This is a genomic window from Pseudomonas sp. GW821-FHT07B01 (assembly GCF_059419065.1).
Genome location: NZ_JBWKRA010000009.1, coordinates 42,419 through 62,063 on the forward strand (window position 1 = coordinate 42,419; position 19,645 = coordinate 62,063).

Here is a 19,645-nt window from a genome sequence, read left to right on the forward strand (position 1 = left end):
GTGCCCATGCCCAACAACAATAATCCATTGACCCTTAGCGCCCCCTTGAGTGGGCCGGTGCTGGCCCTGAACCGCGTCCCCGACGAAGTGTTCGCCAGCGGCGCCATGGGCGACGGTATCGCTATCGACCCGTTGAACGATTGCCTGCAGGCGCCCTGTGACGGCGTGATCATCCACGTCGCGCGCACCGGGCACGCCCTGACCATCCGCGCTGATAACGGTGCCGAAGTACTGATGCATGTGGGCATCGACACCGTGGAGCTCAATGGCGAAGGCTTTGCCTTGCTGGTGAAGGAAGGCGCACGGGTGAGCGAAGGTCAGCCGTTGGTGCAGTTTGATCTGGACCGCATTGCGCGCCAGTGCAAGAGCCTGGTGAGCTTGATCATCCTGACCAACAGTGAGCGCTTTGAGCTGCAACCGATTGCAGGCAAGACGGTGAAGGTCGGTGACGCGCTGATGCGGATTGCCGTGCGCACATCCGCACCGGTTAACACCGCTGTGGATAACTCGGACGCGCAAGTGAGCGCTACAGTGCGCATCACACACCGTGGCGGATTGCATGCACGCCCTGCTGCACTGATCCGCAAGACTGCTCAGGGTTTCAGCAGCCAGTCACAGCTGCACTTCGGTGATAAGACGGCGGCTTGCGACAGCTTGATCGGCCTGATGGGGCTGGGCATTGGTGAAGGTGACGAGGTACGGGTGAGCTGTCGCGGCAAGGATGGCGAGGCGGCGTTACAGGCATTGGTCGCCGCGCTGTCCGTGGCGATCCACGAGGAACACCACACGCCGGTCGCCGCCACACCACGCCGGGCGAATACCGAAGCCAATGTGCTGCAAGGCGTCTGCGCCGCTCCGGGCTTGGTATGTGGGCCGCTGTTCCGCCTGGCGGGCATCGAGTTGCCGGAAGACACCGCCCCCCATAACGTCGACGAACAACTGCAACGACTGGATGTGGCTCTTGAGCAAGTGCGTGGCGAAATCCGCAACACTCTGGAACTGGCCCGCCAACGCAAGAACGTCGAAGAAGAGGAGATCTTCGCCGCGCACCTCGCTCTGCTGGAAGACCCGACGTTACTCGACGCCGCCAGCGCAACCATCGAACAGGGCAGCGCCGCCACCCACGCCTGGCGGGATGCGATCCAGGCCCAGTGCGCCGTGCTGCTGGCGTTGGGCAAGCCACTGTTTGCCGAGCGCGCCAACGACCTGCGCGACTTGCAACAACGGGTGCTACGGGCGTTGCTGGGTGAAGCCTGGCATTTCGAATTGCCGGCGGGGGCGATTGTCAGTGCCCATGAGCTGACACCTTCGGACCTGCTGCAACTGAGCGCGCAACAGGCCGCGGGCATCTGCATGGCCGAAGGCGGTGCGACCTCCCATGTGGCGATTCTGGCCCGGGGCAAAGGCCTGCCATGTCTCGTCGCCCTGGGCAATGAAGTGCTCGACGTACCCCAAGGCCAACGGGTGGTGCTCGATGCTGCCAACGGCCGCCTGGAGCTGGCCCCCAGCGAAGCGCGCCACGCCGAAGTTCACCAGATTCGCGAAACACAGAAATTGCGACGCCAGCAGCAACAGGCCCAAGCCCGGCAATCGGCGAACACCACCGACGGCGTGACGGTTGAAGTCGCGGCGAATGTCGCCTCCAGCGCCGAAGCCCAAGTGGCGTTTGACAACGGCGCAGACGGCGTCGGCCTGCTGCGCACCGAATTCCTCTTCGTCGACCGTCGCACCGCGCCGGATGAGCAAGAACAGCGCCAGGCTTATCAGGCCGTGCTGGATGCCATGGGCGACAAGTCGGTGATCATCCGCACCATCGATGTGGGCGGCGACAAGCAGCTCGACTACCTGCCGCTGCCCGTCGAGGCCAACCCGGTACTGGGCCTGCGCGGTATTCGCATGGCTCAGGTACGCCCGGAACTGCTCGACCAGCAACTGCGCGCCCTGCTGCAAGTTACCCCGCTGGCGCGTTGCCGCATCCTGCTGCCGATGGTCAGCGAGGTGGATGAACTGCTGCAGATCCGCCAGCGCCTGGATGAACTGTGCGCGGAGTTGAAGCTGACGCAACGCCCCGAACTGGGCGTGATGATTGAAGTGCCCGCCGCCGCGCTGATGGCTGAACAGTTGGCTGAACACGCGGACTTTTTGTCCATCGGCACCAATGACCTGTCCCAGTACACCCTGGCCATGGACCGCGACCACGCAGGCTTGGCCGCCCGTGTTGACGCGCTGCACCCGGCGCTGCTGCGGCTGATCGCCCAGACCTGCGCCGGTGCGGCGAAACACGGTCGTTGGGTCGGCGTGTGCGGTGCCCTGGCGTCGGACCCGCTGGCCACGCCAGTACTGGTTGGCCTGGGAGTCACCGAGCTGTCGGTAAGCCCGCCGCAGATCGGCGAAATCAAGGACCGCGTCCGCCATCTGGACGCGGCGCAATGCCGGCAGCTGAGCCAGGAACTGCTCAACCTGAGCAGCGCCCAGGCCGTTCGCCAAGCCTGTCAACACCACTGGCCGCTGAGCTGAAAACAACAAGAATAGGGAGACACGCCATGTACCAACACTTTATCGAAGGCCTGCAACGCCTGGGCCGCGCCTTGATGCTGCCGATCGCGATCCTGCCGATCGCCGGCTTGCTGCTGCGCCTGGGCGACACCGACTTGCTCAATATCGCGGTGATGCACGATGCCGGGCAGGCGATCTTCGCCAACCTGGCGCTGATCTTCGCCATCGGCATTGCCGTGGGCTTTGCCCGTGACAACAACGGCACCGCCGGCCTGGCCGGGGCGATTGGTTACCTGGTGATGATCTCCACGCTCAAGGTGATGGACACGTCCATCAACATGGGCATGCTCGCCGGTATCGCCAGCGGCCTGATGGCCGGTGGGCTGTACAACCGCTTCAAGGACATCAAGTTGCCGGAGTACCTGGCGTTCTTCGGTGGGCGACGCTTTGTGCCGATTGTCACCGGGTTCAGCGCGGTGGGCCTGGGCGTGATTTTCGGCCTGATCTGGCCGCCGATCCAGCACGGCATCAACAGCTTCGGCGTGCTGCTGATGGAAAGCGGCAGCCTGGGCGCGTTTGTGTTTGGCGTGTTCAACCGCCTGCTGATCGTCACCGGCCTGCACCACATCCTCAACAATATGGCGTGGTTCGTGTTCGGCACGTTTACCGACCCGGCAACCGGCGCGGTAGTGACCGGCGACCTGACCCGCTACTTCGCCGGCGACCCGAAAGGCGGCCAGTTCATGACCGGCATGTTCCCGGTGATGCTGTTCGGCCTGCCCGCCGCGTGCCTGGCGATGTACCGCAATGCGTTGCCTGAGCGGCGCAAAGTGATGGGCGGGATTTTCCTGTCGATGGCGCTGACCTCATTCCTGACCGGGGTGACTGAGCCGATTGAATTCGCCTTCATGTTCCTCGCACCGTTCCTCTACTTGCTGCATGCACTGCTGACCGGCTTGTCGATGGCCGTGACCAATATGCTGAATATCCACCTCGGCTTTACCTTCTCCGGTGGTTTTATCGACATGGTGCTGGGCTGGGGCAAGTCCACCAATGGCTGGCTGGTGGTACCGGTGGGCCTGGCCTACTCGGTGATCTACTACACGGTGTTCAGCTACTGCATCCGCCGCTTCAACCTGAAGACGCCCGGCCGGGAAGATACCCAGGTGGTGCAGGCCGAAGCGATGAGTGACAACCAGCGTGCGACGGCTTATATCCAGGCGTTGGGTGGTGCGCAGAACCTGCTCAGTGTCGGCGCTTGCACTACGCGCCTGCGCTTGGACATGGTGGATCGCAACAAGGCGGTGGATGCTGAACTGAAAGCGCTGGGTGCCATGGCTATAGTGCGCCCGGGTAACGGCGGCAGTTTGCAGGTGGTGGTTGGGCCGATGGCCGATAGCATCGCCGATGAGATTCGCTTGGCGATGCCGGGGTTTGTTGCCGCAACGCCCGTAGCGGTTGCACCTGTGGATAAGCCGGTGACGGTGAATGTGCAGGAGGCCGAGAAATGGCTGAGTGCGCTGGGTGGCCGAGAGAATGTGCGCCAGCTGGAAGCGGTAGCGATGACCCGGTTGCGGGTGGAGTTGGGGGATGATTCGAGATTGTCAGAAGCTCAGCTCACTGCGCTGGGTTGCCAGGGTGTGAGTCAACTTAAAAGCGGTGTTTGGCACTTGTTGATGGGTGACAAGGCGTCCGGGTTGGGTGAAGCGTTGGAGCGGTTGGTGACTCGCCCGATCAACGCCTGATTTCCCCTGTGGCGAGGGAGCTTGCTCCCGCTGGGCTGCGCAGCGGCCCCAAAAATCCTGGGAGCGCTTCGCACTCCAGCGGGAGCAAGCTCCCTCGCCACAGAGTGTGGTGTATTTAGTTACTGGTGGGTACTTCGTGTAGATCCAGTACTCGATCCACCATCAACTGAATACCCTCTACCATCCGATGAATCCCCAGCACCGCATCACGGTGCGGGCCGTCGATTTCAAAAGCCAGATTACCCGCCAGTGCCTGTACGGATGCCAGGTCTTGGGAGGCATTGGCGAGCAGGGTTTCGGTGTTCAGACTGGGTAGTACGGTGAAGATCTGGTCGGACGGTGAATCACCAGCTTGGCGGGACTCGGCTGAGATGAGATTGAACCAGTTAGCAAGTTGTCGCTGATCATCATTAAACTCCATATGGAATAGGCTCCTAGTGACTTTTCAGGCTTGCAGTCCCGGTCACTGAATTGGCAGCGACTCGAGAAGGTTAGTTGTGCGAGTTCCGACGGACAACCTGAAAGGCTTGTGGGAAAGGGCTGAGGTGCCTGAACCGACGCCATCGCAGGCAAGCCAGCTCCCACATGGGATTGATGTACGGTCTGACAACGGGGTCAAATGTGGGAGCTGGCTTGCCTGCGATTGGCATTTACAACCAACAAAAAACCCGCTGACCAAACTGGCCAGCGGGTTTCTTGTTTATGCAGCCAGCCGATCAAAAATCCGCCAACTGCCACACCTCATACGCCGGTGTCTCATACGGATGACTGAGTTTCAAAGCAGCCACAACAGCCACAATCAACTCATCCGCCACCACCAGCTCAACCTTCCACTCCTCAACCACTTCAACCTGCCCCACCTGCCCGATAAACGGCTGACTGCCGTCCAACGCGCGGAATTGGCCCTGGCCCAGCACTTGCCAGGCGCAGCTGTCGTAGTCGCCGATGCGCCCGCCGCCGGCTGCGAAGACGGCGGTTTTTACCGTCTCCACATGGCTGTCGGGTACGAAGAAGGCGAGCTTGTACACGGCCTTAGTTCACCCACACGCGAGCGTTGCGGAACATGCGCATCCAGGCGCCGTCTTCGTTCCACTCTTCCGGGCGCCACGAGTTTTGCACGGCGCGGAACACGCGCTCCGGGTGCGGCATCATGATGGTCACGCGGCCGTCGCGGCTGGTAAGGCCGGTGATCCCGCGCGGCGAGCCGTTCGGGTTGGCCGGGTAGCTCTCGGTGACCTTGCCGTGGTTGTCGACGAAACGCAGGGCCACGGTGCCGGACAGGTCGGCTTCAAGCAGCGCTTCTTCGCTGCTGAATTCGGCGTGGCCTTCACCGTGGGCGATGGCGATTGGCATACGCGAACCGGCCATGCCCTGCAGGAAGATCGAGTTGGACTCCTGCACCTGCACCATGGCGACACGGGCTTCGAACTGCTCGGAACGGTTACGCACAAAGTGCGGCCAGAACTCGCTGCCCGGGATCAGTTCGCTGAGGTTGGACATCATCTGGCAACCGTTGCACACACCCAGGGTGAAGCTGTCGTTGCGTTCGAAGAAGCCCTGGAACGCATCGCGGGCACGGCTGTTGAACAGGGCCGACTTGGCCCAGCCTTCACCGGCACCCAGCACGTCGCCGTAGGAGAAACCACCGCAGGCCACCAGGCCTTTGAACTCATTGAGGTCAACGCGACCAGCGAGGATATCGCTCATGTGCACGTCGATCGCATTGAAGCCGGCGCGGTCGAACGCTGCTGCCATTTCCACCTGACCGTTGACGCCTTGCTCACGCAGTACGGCAACCTGTGGGCGAATGCCCTTCTTGATGTAAGGCGCGGCGATGTCCTGGTTGACGTCGAAGCTGAGCATGGTGCTCAGGCCCGGGTTGTCTTCTTCCAAGATCACGTCGAACTCCTGCTCGGCGCAGTCGGCGTTGTCGCGCAGGCGCTGGATCTGGTAGCTGGTCTCGGCCCACTGGCGTTGCAGCAGGCGGCGCTGACCGGTAAAGACCGTGTCGCCGTTGAACGAGATATTGACTTCGCCGTTGTTGATCGGCTGGCCAATCACCGCCACGCACTCGGCCAGGCCGGCAGCGCTGAACTGGGCGAGCACGTCTGGGGTAGCGTCCTGGCGCACCTGGATCACCGCACCCAACTCTTCGTTGAACAGGATGCCGTTGATTTCGGCAGCATCCTCGGCAACGCTGTCGAGCACGATGTTCAGGCCGCAGTGACCGGCGAAGGCCATTTCGACAACGCTGGTCAGCAAGCCGCCGTCGGAACGGTCATGGTAAGCCAACAAGTGACCGTCGGCATTCAGGCCCTGGATCACGGCGAAGAAGGCTTTCAGGTCTTCGGCGTCATCGACGTCCGGCGCCTGCTTGCCCAACTTGCCGTGGGTTTGCGCCAGGATCGAAGCGCCCATGCGGTTCTGGCCACGGCCCAGGTCGATCAGGATCAGGTCGGTGGTGCCCTTGTCCATGCGCAGTTGCGGGGTCAGGGTCTGGCGGATGTCGGTGACCGGCGCAAAACCGGTGACGATCAGCGACAGCGGCGACGTGACGCTCTTGTCGGTGCCGTCTTCGTTCCAACGGGTGGCCATGGACATGGAGTCCTTGCCCACCGGAATGGTGATACCCAGTTCCGGGCACAGCTCCATGCCGACGGCTTTGACCGTGTCGTACAGGCGTGCATCTTCACCCGGGTGGCCGGCAGCGGACATCCAGTTGGCCGACAGTTTGATGTCGGACAGCTTGCCGATACGCGAGGCCGCGATATTGGTGAGGGTTTCACCAATGGCCATGCGGCCCGACGCCGGTGCGTCCAGCAGGGCCAGCGGCGTGCGCTCGCCCATGGCCATGGCTTCACCGGTGTACACGTCGAAGCTGGTGGCGGTGACGGCAACGTCAGCCACCGGCACTTGCCATGGGCCAACCATTTGGTCACGGGCAACCAGGCCGGTGATGGTGCGGTCGCCGATGGTGATCAGGAAGCTTTTGCTCGCCACGGCCGGATGGTGCAGCACGCGTTCGATGCTGTTGGCCAGGTCCAGCGTGCTTGGGTCGAAATCATCGCCCAGTTCAGCTTCACGGTTGGCCGAACGGTGCATGCGCGGGGCCTTGCCCAGCAGCACTTCCAACGGCATGTCCACGGGGCTGTTGCCGAAGTGGCTGTCGGTGACGGTCAGTTGCGGCTCGGCAGTGGCTTCGCCGACCACGGCAAACGGGCAACGCTCGCGTTCGCAGATGGCCTGGAAGCGTGCGAAGTCTTCAGGACCGACGGCCAGTACGTAGCGTTCCTGGGATTCGTTACTCCAGATTTCGTGCGGGGCCATGCCCGGCTCGTCGTTTGGAATGTTGCGCAGCTCGAAACGGCCACCACGGTCGCCGTCGTTGACCAGTTCCGGGAAGGCGTTGGACAAACCGCCAGCGCCGACGTCGTGGATGAAGCTGATCGGGTTCTTGTCACCCAACTGCCAGCAACGGTCGATGACTTCCTGGCAACGGCGTTCCATCTCAGGGTTTTCGCGCTGTACGGAAGCAAAGTCCAGATCTGCCGAGCTGGTGCCGGTGGCCATGGAAGAGGCCGCGCCGCCGCCCAGGCCGATCAGCATCGCCGGGCCGCCGAGCACGATCAGCTTGGAGCCGACCAGAATCTCGCCTTTCTTGACGTGTTCTTCACGGATGTTGCCCATGCCGCCGGCCAACATGATCGGCTTGTGGTAGCCGCGCACTTCATCGCCACGCGGGGTGATGATGGACTGCTCGAAGGTCCGGAAGTAGCCGGTGAGCGCTGGGCGCCCGAATTCGTTGTTGAACGCGGCGCCGCCCAGCGGGCCTTCGATCATGATGTCCAGCGCGGTGACGATGCGCTCAGGCTTGCCGTACGGCACTTCCCACGGCTGTTCAAAGCCCGGGATCTGCAGATTGGACACGGTGAAACCGGTGAGGCCCGCCTTGGGCTTGGCGCCACGGCCGGTGGCGCCTTCGTCACGGATTTCGCCACCTGAACCGGTGGCTGCACCCGGGAACGGGGCAATCGCGGTCGGGTGGTTGTGGGTTTCAACCTTCATCAGGATGTGCACCGGCTCCTGCACCGCGCCGTATTGGCGGGTTTCCGGGTCCGGGAAGAAGCGACCGGCGACGGAGCCGACGATGACCGAGGCGTTGTCCTTATAAGCCGACAGAACGCCTTCGCTGTGCATCACGTAGGTGTTCTTGATCATGCCGAACAGGCTTTTTTCCTGGCTTTGGCCGTCGATGTCCCAACTGGCGTTGAAGATCTTGTGACGGCAGTGCTCGGAGTTGGCCTGGGCGAACATCATCAGTTCGATGTCGTGGGGGTTGCGCTTCAAGCCGGTGAAGGCGTTGACCAGATAGTCGATCTCGTCTTCGGCCAGGGCCAGGCCCAGCTCGGTGTTGGCCTTCTCGAGGGCGGCGCGGCCACCGCCGAGCACGTCAATCGCGGTGAGCGGCTTGGGTTCGGCATGGCTGAACAGGCCGGCAGCCTGTTCCAGCTGGCTGACGATGATCTGGGTCATGCGGTCGTGCAGGCTGCTGGCGATCAGCTCGGCCTCGGCGTCGCTGAACTGCCCGGCGACGTAGAAGGCGATCCCACGCTCCAGGCGCTGGATTTTGTCCAGGCCGCAGTTGCGGGCTATGTCGCTGGCCTTGCTCGACCAAGGCGAGATGGTGCCGAACCGTGGTAGAACCAGGAACAAGCGGCCAGTCGGCTCTTGAACGGGAACGCTTGGGCCGTACTTCAGAAGGCGTGCCAGCACTTGCTGTTCGTCGGCGGTCAAGACGCCGGTTACGTCGGCGAAGTGAGCAAATTCAGCGTACAGGCCTGTAACAGCTGGAACCTTCTGGCTCAGTTGCTCAAGGAGTTTGCTGTGGCGAAAGGCAGAAAGGGCAGGAGCGCCGCGCAGGATCAACATCTTCGGGACAGCCTCGGGAAGGGGTGTGCTTTGAGGCCGTGCATTCTAGCGTAAACCTTCGCCAACGGCACCCGAAACGCTACCGGTGGCCGCCGCCGAACGTCAGTTGGCACGCTTTGCCTGCGATCACGGCGTGATGCAGGGCATTGGGCGCAGTTATTTTAACCGTCACAATCGCTCGCCAAGCCCCGTTTCTGCGGGCTGCAGCACAGTTTTACGCTGGCTAGCAGACAAGTGCGCCGCTGTCGAGATATGGCGCCGTGAGCCGTTTGCGTATACTGCGCAGATGTTCTTCCCAACTGTTTCGCGCCTGCGATGCGTCAAATGGCTCATCGCCACCTTGCTCTTCCTGATGCTCAGTGCCTGTGTTGATAAACCCAGCACACTGGAGCGAATCAAGGAGGATGGCGTATTGCGGGTGGTCACTCGCAACAGTCCCGCTACGTATTTCCAGGATCGCAACGGTGAGACCGGCTTCGAATACGAACTGGTCAAGCGCTTTGCCGACGAGCTGGGGGTGAAGTTGGAAATCGAGACGGCCGACAACCTCGACGACCTGTTCAGCCGGCTGGGCAAGCCCAATGGCCCGGTACTCGCCGCCGCCGGCCTGGTGAGCAGCGACCAGCGCCAGCAGCAGGTGCGCTTCTCCCACCCGTACCTTGAAGTCACCCCACAGATTATCTACCGCAACGGCCAATCGCGCCCCACCAACGCCGCCGACCTGGTGGGCAAGAAGATCATGGTGCTCAAGGGCAGCACCCACGCCGAGCAACTGGCGGCGCTGAAAAAACAGAACCCGGCGATTGAGTACGAAGAATCCGACGCGGTGGAAGTGGTGGATTTGCTGCGCATGGTCGACGAAGGGCAAATCGATCTGACCCTGGTGGACTCCAACGAAGTGGCCATGAACCAAGTGTACTTCCCCAACGTGCGCGTGGCCTTCGACCTCGGCAATGCCAGCAACCAGAGCTGGGCGGTGGCGGCCGGTGAAGACAACAGCCTGCTCAACGAGATCAACAGTTACCTGGACAAGGTCGAGAAGAATGGCACCCTGCAACGCCTGAAGGACCGCTACTACGGGCACGTCGATGTACTCGGCTATGTCGGCGCCTATACCTTTGCCCAGCACCTGCAACAGCGCCTGCCCAAGTACGAGAAACACTTTCGCGCCTATGCCAAGGCCGAGAAAGTCGATTGGCGGTTGTTGGCAGCCATTGGTTATCAGGAATCGCTGTGGCAACCCACGGTCACGTCCAAGACCGGCGTGCGCGGTCTGATGATGCTGACCCAGAACACCGCGCAAGCCATGGGCGTGTCCAACCGCCTGGACCCCAAGCAGAGCATCATGGGCGGCGCCAAGTACCTGGCCAGGATCAAGGATGAACTGGATGACAAGATCGCCGAACCCGACCGCACCTGGTTCGCCCTCGCCGCCTACAACGTAGGCACCGGCCACCTGGACGACGCGCGCCTCCTGGCGAAGAAAGAAGGCCTGAACCCGAACAAGTGGCTGGACGTGAAGAAGATGCTGCCACGCCTGTCGCAGAAGCAGTGGTACAGCAAGACCCGCTACGGCTACGCCCGCGGCGGCGAGCCGGTGCATTTTGTGGCCAACATCCGGCGTTACTACGACATCCTCACCTGGGTGACCCAGCCGCAGCTGGAGGGTAACCAGGTGGTGGAAGGCAACCTGCATGTGCCGGGCGTGGACAAGACCAAGCCACCGCAAGACACCCCGCAACTCTGATCACGACAGCCCGCACACAGCAAATCCCTGTGGGAGCCGGGCTTGCCCGCGATGGCGGCCTGACAGTCGAGGTAGTCGGCGCCTGACACACCGCTATCGCGGGCAAGCCCGGCTCCCACATCTGATCATCGTCGCCTTATAGGCCGGTGAGCAGATGGAGCACGCCGCCCGGCAGTACCATCACGGCGGGTATGCCCGCCGCCTTCAATGCAGACTCATCCAACCGATCCCCCTCCTTCAACTGCACCCGCACCCGCGTGAGTGCCACGCGCTGCTGTGACGTGACATTGCCCTCCCCGCCCAATGCACCCAGTACATCGGCCGACAACAGGCTCGGCGGCGTCGGCGTGACCGTCTCGGCCACCAAATCAGGCGTCAGGGCTTTCCAGAACGCCCGCTGCAATTTCTCGAACATGCTCAGTGCTCCATGACAGGTGAGGTTTCAACGGTGGCCGCGTGGTAAAGGCGCAGGGCCTCGCGGACTTGGTCGGCTTCTTCCAGGCCCAGCACTTGGCGGGCAATGATCTGGCAGTCGTGCAGGTCCAACTCGCGCACGGTGGCCTTGATGGTGGGGATCAGCGGCACGCTGACCGACAGCTCATCCACGCCCAGGCCGATCAACACCGGCACCGCCACGGTTTCGGACGCCAGCGCACCACATACGCCCACCCACTTGCCGTGGGCATGGGCCGCCTTGACGGTGATGTCGATCAGACGCAGGACGGCCGGGTGAAAACTGTCGGCCTGGCTGGCCAGGCGCGGGTGGTCGCGGTCCATGGCCAGGGTGTATTGGGTGAGGTCGTTGGTGCCGATGGAGAAGAAATCCACATGGGGCGCAAACACATCCGCCATCAACGCCGCACTCGGCACTTCGATCATGATGCCCAGCTTGGGGAGTTCACTCAGGCCAAGCGTCTGCGCTTCCTCTTCGAGCATTTTGCGCGCCAGATGCAGCTCCGACAGCAGGCTGACCATCGGCAACATGATATGCAGCCGCGCCAAGCCTGCACTGGCAAGAATCGCACGCAACTGTTCACGCAGCAGTTCGGGGCGTTCCAGGCACAGGCGGATACCGCGCAGGCCAAGGAATGGGTTGGTCTCGTTTTCCATCGGCACATAGGCCAAGGGTTTATCGCCGCCCACATCCAAGGTACGTACCACCAGATTACGCTCGGTGCCGAGGGCGCGGGCGATGGCGCTGTAGGTGTCGGCCTGCTCCTCTGCGCTCGGTGCACGGTTGCGTTCCAGGTAGAGGAACTCCGAACGCAGCAGACCCACGCCTTCACCGCCCAGGGTCAGTGACTGTTCCACTTCCTGCAATGAGGCGACGTTGGCTGTGACCTCGATGTGGTGACCGTCGCGGGTGACCGCCGCCTGTGAGGCCTGTGCCACTTCACGCTGCAGCCGTAGCTTTTGCTGTTGACGAACCGCCTGCAGTTGCTCGATTTCAGCCAGGTTCGGCTCCAGCTGCAGCTCGCCTTTGTCGGCGTTGAGCAGTACCCGCTTGCCGTTGGCCAAGGCCAATACTTGACTGGGTACACCGCAAAGGGATGGCAGGCCGAGGGCCCGGGCGAGGATGGCCACGTGGCTGGTAGCACCACCGGCGACCGTGACGAAGCCCAGCACTTTGCTGGTATCCAGGCCGGCTGTTTGTGAGGGGGTCAGTTGTTCGGCGACCAGAATGGCGCACTCCGGCAGCTCCATGGAGCGCTCCGGCACCCCCAGGATCAACTTGAGCACCCGCTGGCCGACATCGGCCAAATCCGCCGCACGCTCAGCCAGCAGCGTTTTACCCAAGCCTTCGAAGAGCCTGGCGGTCGCCACCGTGGCCGTATTCCAGGCAAAGGCCGCGCTCTTGCCTTCGGCCAGCAGGCTATGGGCTTGTTCAAGCAAGGTCGGATCTTCGAGCAGTTCCTGGTGGGCGCGGAAGATCTCGGCCTGGGCGCTGCCGGCCGCCTTGGCCTGCAACGCTTGCAGCGCCTCGTTTGCCGCCCGCAGGCCACGGGCCAATGCGGTACGTTCGAAGGTTTCTCCGGCACCGGCTTCGGGAATCTCAAGCGCCGGTTCAGCCACTTGGACAACCTGGCCGAACGCCGAGCCCGGCGACGCACAGACGCCTCGCAACACGGACGCCGAAGACGCAGGCGTAGCGGGCTCGTTGATCGCCTCGACCGTTACCGGCAGCGTCTCGCCACAGCCGTCGAGCAACAACGCCACCAGCGCCTGGATCGCCGCCTCGGCATCTTCCCCCGCCGCGCTCACTTGCACGCTGTCGCCCTGGGAGGTCTGCAGCGCCATGATCGCCACAAGCGACTTGGCATTGGCGCTCAGGGTTTGCTTGTGCAGGAAAATGCTGGAACTGAACCCCTTCGCCGCCTGGGCAAACACCGCCGCAGGGCGGGCGTGCAGGCCGCTGGCATTGGGCAGTGTCACTGGCTTGGAAAACAGCGCATTGCCCTCTTCCTCGTCCACCTCAGCGGGCATCGGCCCCGGTGAGACCTGCACCAGAGGCTGGCCGGACTCGACCAGCGCTTGACCGGCCACCAATGGCACAAACGGCTCGCCGCTCACAATGAGCATCAAGGTCAGCAGGCTGCGTGCATTGAGCGCCACATAATCGGCATCGAACTCGATCAGCGGCTGCCCGGCCTCCACCCGCTGGCCCTCCTCGACCAGCCGGGTGAAGCCCTGGCCCGCCAGGTTCACGGTGTCCAGGCCAATATGCAGCAGCACCTGCACTCCGTTATCGGCGGTGACACTGACGGCGTGGCCGCTGTCCTGAATATTGCTGATCACCCCGGCCAACGGCGCGCAGAGGGTCTGCGAGGTAGGGTCGATGCACAGGCCATCGCCAATCACGCGGCCGGAAAATACCGGGTCGGGGACCTGATCCAGCGCCAGCAAAACCCCGGACAAGGGTGCCAGCAGTTCCAGGGGTTGAGATGTGGTCATGACTTCACCTGTTTGTGTTGTTCTTTAAAAATCATTGAGCCGATGCAAGGTTGAGGATGACGAAGATCAAAGGTGGGAGCGGGCTTGCTGTGGCGAGCAAGCTTGCTTGCGCTGGGGTGCGAAGCGCCCCCAAAAGCCTGCGGACTGCTGCGCAGTCGAGCGGGAGCAAGCTCCCTCGCCACAGCAAGCCCGCTCCCACACAAGCCCGGCTTACTTCCACCAATATTCGACCTGCACACCGACGTTTGACCCATGCCGCGCCGTGCCATAGGCGCCGGTGTCGGACAACGCCGAGCCCGCCGCCAGCTCATTGGCCGCACGCTTGGCCGCTTTGTTCCAGGACGCATAGGTGTAATACAACCGTACTTCCGGCCGCGCCCAGAACTCAGGGCCTTTGGGCGACCAGGTCGGGGCGAAGGTAAATTTGCTCAATTTGCGCGTACCGCCGGTGGCCTCGACCTGATCGTGCCCCAGCTCAGTGACCAGTTTGAATTGCTCACTGAGCGCATACGCAGGACGCACACCGAGCGACATCCAGTTCTGGTCCTGGCGCCCCGGGCGCACATCTTTCTGGTACACCGCCTCGATTTGCCCGCCGAAACGCGGAGTTACTTGCCAATCAAAGAACTCCACGGCGCGGTAACTTTTGCTGCTTTTGTCCAACGTGGTATTGCCGGTGTAACCCAGACCGGTGCCGGGGCCTTCGCCGTACTGCAGGGCAAACTTGTTCTTGCCACCCAGGAAGGCCGCTTGTACATGCTGCGCCGTCAGCGCCCAGCCACTGTTGGTGTCACGCCCACCGGCCTTGGCGATGTAGCTCAAGCCAAGTTCCAGTTCGCCACCGGGGTTGGTCTTGAAACCGGCGACGTTGAAGTCGTGACGGGTGGCGTATTCCTTCTGGTACAGGTTGTCCTTGCGCGACAGGGCGTAGCTGTATTTCAAGCCGCCGATCAACACGTCCTCGATCCCACCACCGGTGGCGCTCTGGTTCCAGTAGTAGAAGTCGGAAATATGGATGTCGTTACGTTTGTAGTAACGCCGCCCGGCCCACAGCGAACCGCCATTGAGACTGGGCAGGTTGGACCATTGCGCATACATCTGCGGCATGCGCGCCGAGCCATTGTTTTCACCCTGGAACTTCAGGGCACGATCGTACTTGTTATAAAGGGAGGCCATGGCATCGACGCTGAGCACCGAACCGTCGTCGAAGGTCAGCAGATCCTGACGCAACTCCAGTTCGGCGTACTGCTCGCATTCGTTACCCAGGCGGTATTTGGTTTGTGCACCCGGCAGTTGGAAACATTGCTGCTTGCCGCTGCCCGTTGACGTGCCCACGCCGCTGCGCAAATACCCGGCAAACTCCAGGGCTTGCGCGCCAAAAGGCACCGTGAGGCAGGAGGCAATAAGGCCCAGCTTTATTGTTGTTTTCATGAAACGCTCCTTTTATTTTTATTGTTTTTTCTTACTGTCTTGCGTTACGCGATCCCTGTAGGAGCGAGCTTGCTCGCGAAAAACTTCCTGCCTCCACGCAACACCTGGAGGGGCGCGTTAGCGTTGACGATCTTCGCGAGCAGGCTCGCTCCTGCAGGGGGTGTTTCAATCAGTCAGGTGCAGCACGAAGGATTCATAAGGACGTAACAGCACAGTGCTCGTGCGCAGGGGGCAGTCGGGGTAGTTGCTGATCAACAGGCGTTGCTCGCTCTCGGCGTTGATCACGCCTTCTGGCAGTTGGATCTCGCATGGCGATCCATAGAAGTTGTTGAGTACCAACAGGCGCTCGCCGTGGCCTTCACGCAGGTACGCCCAGACCTGGCGATGGTCTTGCAGCATCGGGCGGTAAACGCCTTGCTGTATCAGCGGTTCGCGACGGCGCAAGTCGATCAGCCTGCGGTAGTGATGCAGCACTGAATCGGGGTCATTCATCTGGCTTGCGACGTTGATCTGCGCAGCATTCGCGGGAATGCCGATCCAGGGCTCACCGCTACTGAACCCCGCATTCGCTTCAGTGCTCCACTGCATGGGCGTGCGCCCGTTGTCGCGGGACTTCTGCATGATCGCCGCCATGCTCGAGGCTTCGGACTCGCCCGCATCGCGCTTGAGCCGGAAGATATTCAGGGTTTCCACATCACGGTACTGCGAGATGCTGTCGAAGCCTGGATTGGTCATGCCCAGCTCTTCGCCCTGATACACATACGGCGTGCCTTGCAGAAAGTGCAGCGCCGTGGCGAGCATCTTGGCCGAGACCACGCGGTATTCGCCGTCGTCACCAAAACGCGAAACCACCCGCGGCTGGTCGTGGTTGCACCAGAACAACGCATTCCAGCCGCCACCGGCCTGCATGCCCATCTGCCAGTCGGAGAAAATCTGCTTGAGTTGCAGGAAATCGAAATCGGCCTTCACCCACTTCTGCAGGTTCGGGTAATCGACTTTCAGGTGGTGGAAGTTGAAGGTCATCGACAGTTCTTTAGACGCTGGATTCGAGTAGCGAATGCAGTGTTCCAGGCGGGTGGATGACATCTCGCCCACGTTGATCAGGTCATGGCCTTCAAAGACTTCGCGGTGCATTTGCTGCAAGTATTCATGCACGTTCGGGCCGTCGGTGTAGAAACGGCGCCCGTCGCTGTTGTCCTCGGGGAAGTCGGCGGGCTTGGAGATCAGGTTGATCACATCCAGGCGGAAGCCGCCTACGCCTTTGTCGCGCCAGAAGCGCATCATCTTGAACACTTCGGCGCGCACCTGGGGGTTGTCCCAATTGAGGTCGGCCTGTGTATGGTCGAACAGATGCAGGTAGTACTGGCCAGTCTGCGCTTCGTATTCCCAGGCCGAGCCGCCGAACTTGGATTCCCAGTTGTTCGGCTGGTCGCGCCAGATGTAGAAGTCACGATAGGGATTGTCGAGGCTGCTGCGCGCCTGCTGGAACCATTCGTGTTCGATGGAGGTGTGGTTGACCACGATGTCGAGCATCAGCTTGATACCACGCTTGGCGGCTTCGCTGATCAGCAGGTCGCAGTCGGCCATAGTGCCGTAGCTGGGGTCGATGGCGTAGTAGTCGCTGATGTCGTAGCCGTTGTCGCGCTGGGGCGAGCGCAGGAACGGAGTAACCCACAGGCAGTCCACGCCCAGCCACTTGAGGTAGTCGAGTTTGTCCACGATGCCCAGCAGGTCACCGGTGGCGTTACCCGCGTGGCTGTGGAAGCTTTTGGGGTAGATCTGGTAGATCACCGAGTGTTGCCAGGTTTGCATGGCGGGTTCCTTCAGTAGAGTTGGGTGTTGGCCCTTCCGGCCTCATCGCAGGCAAGCCAGCTCCCACATTTGAATGTGTTCACACATCACTGTGGGAGCTGGCTTGCCTGCGATAGCGATCTTCAGGCGACCCGGTAACCAGGCCGAACGATCTTCATGCTCAACATGCACGTCAGCGCAAACGGCACGACCATCGCCACGACCATGCCAATCACGAACATCGGAATGGCGCTCGGCACGATCGAGATAAACCCGGGCAGCCCACCGACGCCGATGGCCGAGGCCGTGACCTTGTTCAGCGACAGGAAAATACTGCCCAGCGCCGAGCCCAGCAGCGCGGCGTAGAACGGAAACTTGAAGCGCAGGTTCACGCCGAACATCGCCGGCTCGGTGATGCCGAAATAAGCCGAAATCGCCGAGGTGGACGCCATGCTTTTGTCCCGCGCATTGCGGGTCATGTAGAACACACCCAATGCAGCGCTGCCCTGGGCCAGGTTGGACATGACGATCATTGGCCAGATAAAGGTGCCGCCCTGAGTGGAGATCAACTGCAGGTCGACGGCGAGGAACATGTGGTGCATGCCGGTGATCACCAGCGGAGCGTAAAGCAGGCCGAAAATCGCGCCGCCGACCATAGGTGCGATTTCAAACAGCGTGACCAGGCCTTCGGTAATCAGGATGCCGAGGTGGCGCGTCACCGGGCCAATGATCGCCAGGGCCAGCACGCCGGTGACGACGATGGTGGTGATCGGCACCACCAGCAGTTGAATGGCATTCGGCACCCGCGCCCGCAGCCATTTTTCGATCACACTCATGACGAAGGCCGCCATGAGGATCGGCAGGATCTGCCCCTGGTAGCCGACTTTCTCGATCTGGAACCAACCGAAGATATCGAAGTACGGCAGGCTCTGGCCGTCGAGGCCGGCAACCGCCTTGCCGTAGTTCCAGGCGTTGAGCAGGTCCGGGTGCACCAGCATCAGGCCCAGCACGATGCCGAGGATTTCACTGCCGCCGAACCGCTTGGCCGCCGACCAGCCCACCAGTGCCGGCAGGAACACGAAGGAGGTGTTGGCCATCAGGTTGATCAGGCTCCACAGGCCATCCAGGTTCGGGTAGGCCTCCAGCAGTGTCTGGCCTTCGATGAACATGCCCTTGGCGCCCATCAGGTTGTTCACGCCCATCAACAGGCCGGCGATGATCAGCGCGGGCAGGATCGGCATGAACACATCGGAGAACACCCGCACCAGGCGCTGCATGGGGTTGGCCTTGTCGCCGCCGGCTTTCTTGACGTCGGCAATGGTCGAAGCGGCAAGGCCGGTCAGTTCGCGCAGGGCGGCGTAGACCTTCTCCACTTCACCTGGGCCGATCACCACCTGGAACAGGCCACCGGTAAAGAACGACCCTTTGACCAGGTCGACCTGATTCAGCGCACTGCTGTTGACCAGGCTGGGGTCCTTGAGCGCCAGGCGCAGGCGGGTCACGCAATGGGCGGCCTGCTCAAGGTTTTCGCGGCCCCCGAGGTTGTCGAGAATCTCGCGGGCAATCGTTGAATAGTCGTGGCTCATGCTCGTTTTCCACTGTGATTGTTTTTATGGGTGGCAGTCGTTGGCAGCACGCCGAGGAGGGAAAAGTACTCGTCTGTACGAGTTAAATCAACAACTCGTCTGTACGAGTTACACTTTTGTTTATGCCTGCGAGCTTTCTGTCAGATTTTTCCCTGCACCGCACCGCTGTCCAATGGACAAACGCCACCTCTGCCACTATGGTTCCTGCCTTGAACGCGCAGTCCACCTTCATAACGCCGGGCAAGAGCCATCCCATGAGCAAATACAACCAGATCTATACGGATCTGCTTGCCAGCATCACCACCGAGCGCCTGCAACGCGGTACGCGCCTTCCCTCCGAAACCGAACTGATGGACGCCTACCAGGCCAGCCGTGGCACCGTGCGGCGCGCCATCGAGCAGTTGCAGGAACGTGGCTTTGCGCAAAAGATCCACGGCAAGGGCACCTTTGTGTTGTCGCCCAACCCGATCGAGTTCCAACTGGGCGGCATCGTCAGCTTCCACGAGACCCACGCAGACCTGGGCGATGACGTACGTACCGACGTGGTCGAGTTCACCCAGATCCCGTTGGAAGGCTCACTGCTGCAGCACATCGAGGCCGAACCTGACACATTGATCACGCGCATCAAACGGGTGCGCCGCATCGGTGGCAAACGCGTGATTCTGGACATCAACCACTTCATCAGCGACCTGATTCCCGGCCTGGACCGCGACATCGCCGAGCAGTCGATCTACGCGTTTATCGAGCAAACGCTGCAGCTGCAGATCAGCTACGCGCAACGCACCATCGAAGCCCTGCCACGCAGCAAGGACGACCAGGCGCATCTGGATCTGGAGGGGCAAAGCCATGTGATTGTGGTGAGTAACCAGACGTTTTTGCAGGATGGAAGGCAGTTCGAGTACACCGAGTCGCGGCATACGTTGGATAAGTTTTATTTTTCGGATATTGCGAGACGCTGAAGCCTTACC

12 protein-coding genes are annotated in these 19,645 nt (G+C 61.7%); 4 read left to right on the forward strand and 8 right to left on the reverse strand.

The window, feature by feature from the left end; genetic code table 11:
• The first annotated feature begins 6 nt into the window (after window positions 1-6).
• Window positions 7-2,517, forward strand: coding sequence for a phosphoenolpyruvate--protein phosphotransferase (ptsP, locus tag AC07S6_RS12155; RefSeq protein ID WP_495112444.1), 2,511 nt, complete (start codon window positions 7-9; stop codon window positions 2,515-2,517).
• A gap of 26 nt (window positions 2,518-2,543) precedes the next feature.
• Window positions 2,544-4,241, forward strand: coding sequence for an N-acetylglucosamine-specific PTS transporter subunit IIBC (gene nagE, locus AC07S6_RS12160; RefSeq protein ID WP_495112376.1), 1,698 nt, complete (start codon window positions 2,544-2,546; stop codon window positions 4,239-4,241).
• A gap of 115 nt (window positions 4,242-4,356) precedes the next feature.
• Here nagE and AC07S6_RS12165 read toward each other — a convergent pair whose 3' ends face one another.
• The 3 genes from AC07S6_RS12165 to purL all read right to left on the reverse strand — a co-directional run bounded on the left by AC07S6_RS12165 (window position 4,357) and on the right by purL (window position 9,170).
• A complete protein-coding gene (locus AC07S6_RS12165) occupies window positions 4,357-4,662 on the reverse strand; it encodes a DUF6124 family protein (RefSeq protein WP_495112377.1) in 306 nt (101 codons plus the stop codon).
• Window positions 4,663-4,957: 295 nt separating this feature from the next.
• Window positions 4,958-5,269: a YqfO family protein gene (locus AC07S6_RS12170; RefSeq protein WP_003193986.1), complete on the reverse strand. Its 312-nt coding sequence runs from the start codon at window positions 5,267-5,269 to the stop codon at window positions 4,958-4,960.
• Between the two features lie 4 nt (window positions 5,270-5,273).
• Window positions 5,274-9,170 carry a phosphoribosylformylglycinamidine synthase gene (purL, locus tag AC07S6_RS12175; RefSeq protein ID WP_495112378.1) on the reverse strand — a complete coding sequence of 1,299 codons (3,897 nt, stop codon included), beginning with the start codon at window positions 9,168-9,170 and terminating at the stop codon, window positions 5,274-5,276.
• A gap of 286 nt (window positions 9,171-9,456) precedes the next feature.
• Between purL and mltF the strand changes: the two genes are divergently transcribed.
• Window positions 9,457-10,917: a membrane-bound lytic murein transglycosylase MltF gene (gene mltF / locus AC07S6_RS12180; protein WP_495112379.1), complete on the forward strand. Its 1,461-nt coding sequence runs from the start codon at window positions 9,457-9,459 to the stop codon at window positions 10,915-10,917.
• 136 nt (window positions 10,918-11,053) lie between these two features.
• On the opposite strand, the gene AC07S6_RS12185 is transcribed toward mltF, so the two are convergent.
• The 5 genes from AC07S6_RS12185 to treP all read right to left on the reverse strand — a co-directional run bounded on the left by AC07S6_RS12185 (window position 11,054) and on the right by treP (window position 18,677).
• Window positions 11,054-11,332, reverse strand: a complete 279-nt coding sequence (locus AC07S6_RS12185; RefSeq protein ID WP_096144552.1) for a PTS sugar transporter subunit IIB — start codon at window positions 11,330-11,332, stop codon at window positions 11,054-11,056.
• A gap of 2 nt (window positions 11,333-11,334) precedes the next feature.
• Window positions 11,335-13,869: a phosphoenolpyruvate--protein phosphotransferase gene (ptsP, locus tag AC07S6_RS12190; protein ID WP_495112380.1), complete on the reverse strand. Its 2,535-nt coding sequence runs from the start codon at window positions 13,867-13,869 to the stop codon at window positions 11,335-11,337.
• 210 nt (window positions 13,870-14,079) lie between these two features.
• Window positions 14,080-15,300, reverse strand: a complete 1,221-nt coding sequence (locus AC07S6_RS12195; RefSeq protein WP_495112381.1) for a maltoporin — start codon at window positions 15,298-15,300, stop codon at window positions 14,080-14,082.
• Window positions 15,301-15,465: 165 nt separating this feature from the next.
• Window positions 15,466-17,112 (reverse strand): alpha,alpha-phosphotrehalase, encoded by a 1,647-nt coding sequence (gene treC, locus AC07S6_RS12200; RefSeq protein WP_495112382.1) that lies wholly within the window; start codon window positions 17,110-17,112, stop codon window positions 15,466-15,468.
• A 122-nt stretch (window positions 17,113-17,234) separates the two neighbouring features.
• A complete protein-coding gene (treP, locus tag AC07S6_RS12205; protein ID WP_495112383.1) occupies window positions 17,235-18,677 on the reverse strand; it encodes a PTS system trehalose-specific EIIBC component in 1,443 nt (480 codons plus the stop codon).
• A 254-nt stretch (window positions 18,678-18,931) separates the two neighbouring features.
• Here treP and treR point away from each other — a divergent pair, with 254 nt between their 5' ends.
• On the forward strand, window positions 18,932-19,636 hold the full coding sequence (gene treR / locus AC07S6_RS12210) for a trehalose operon repressor (protein WP_495112384.1): 705 nt from the start codon (window positions 18,932-18,934) through the stop codon (window positions 19,634-19,636).
• Window positions 19,637-19,645 lie beyond the last annotated feature (9 nt).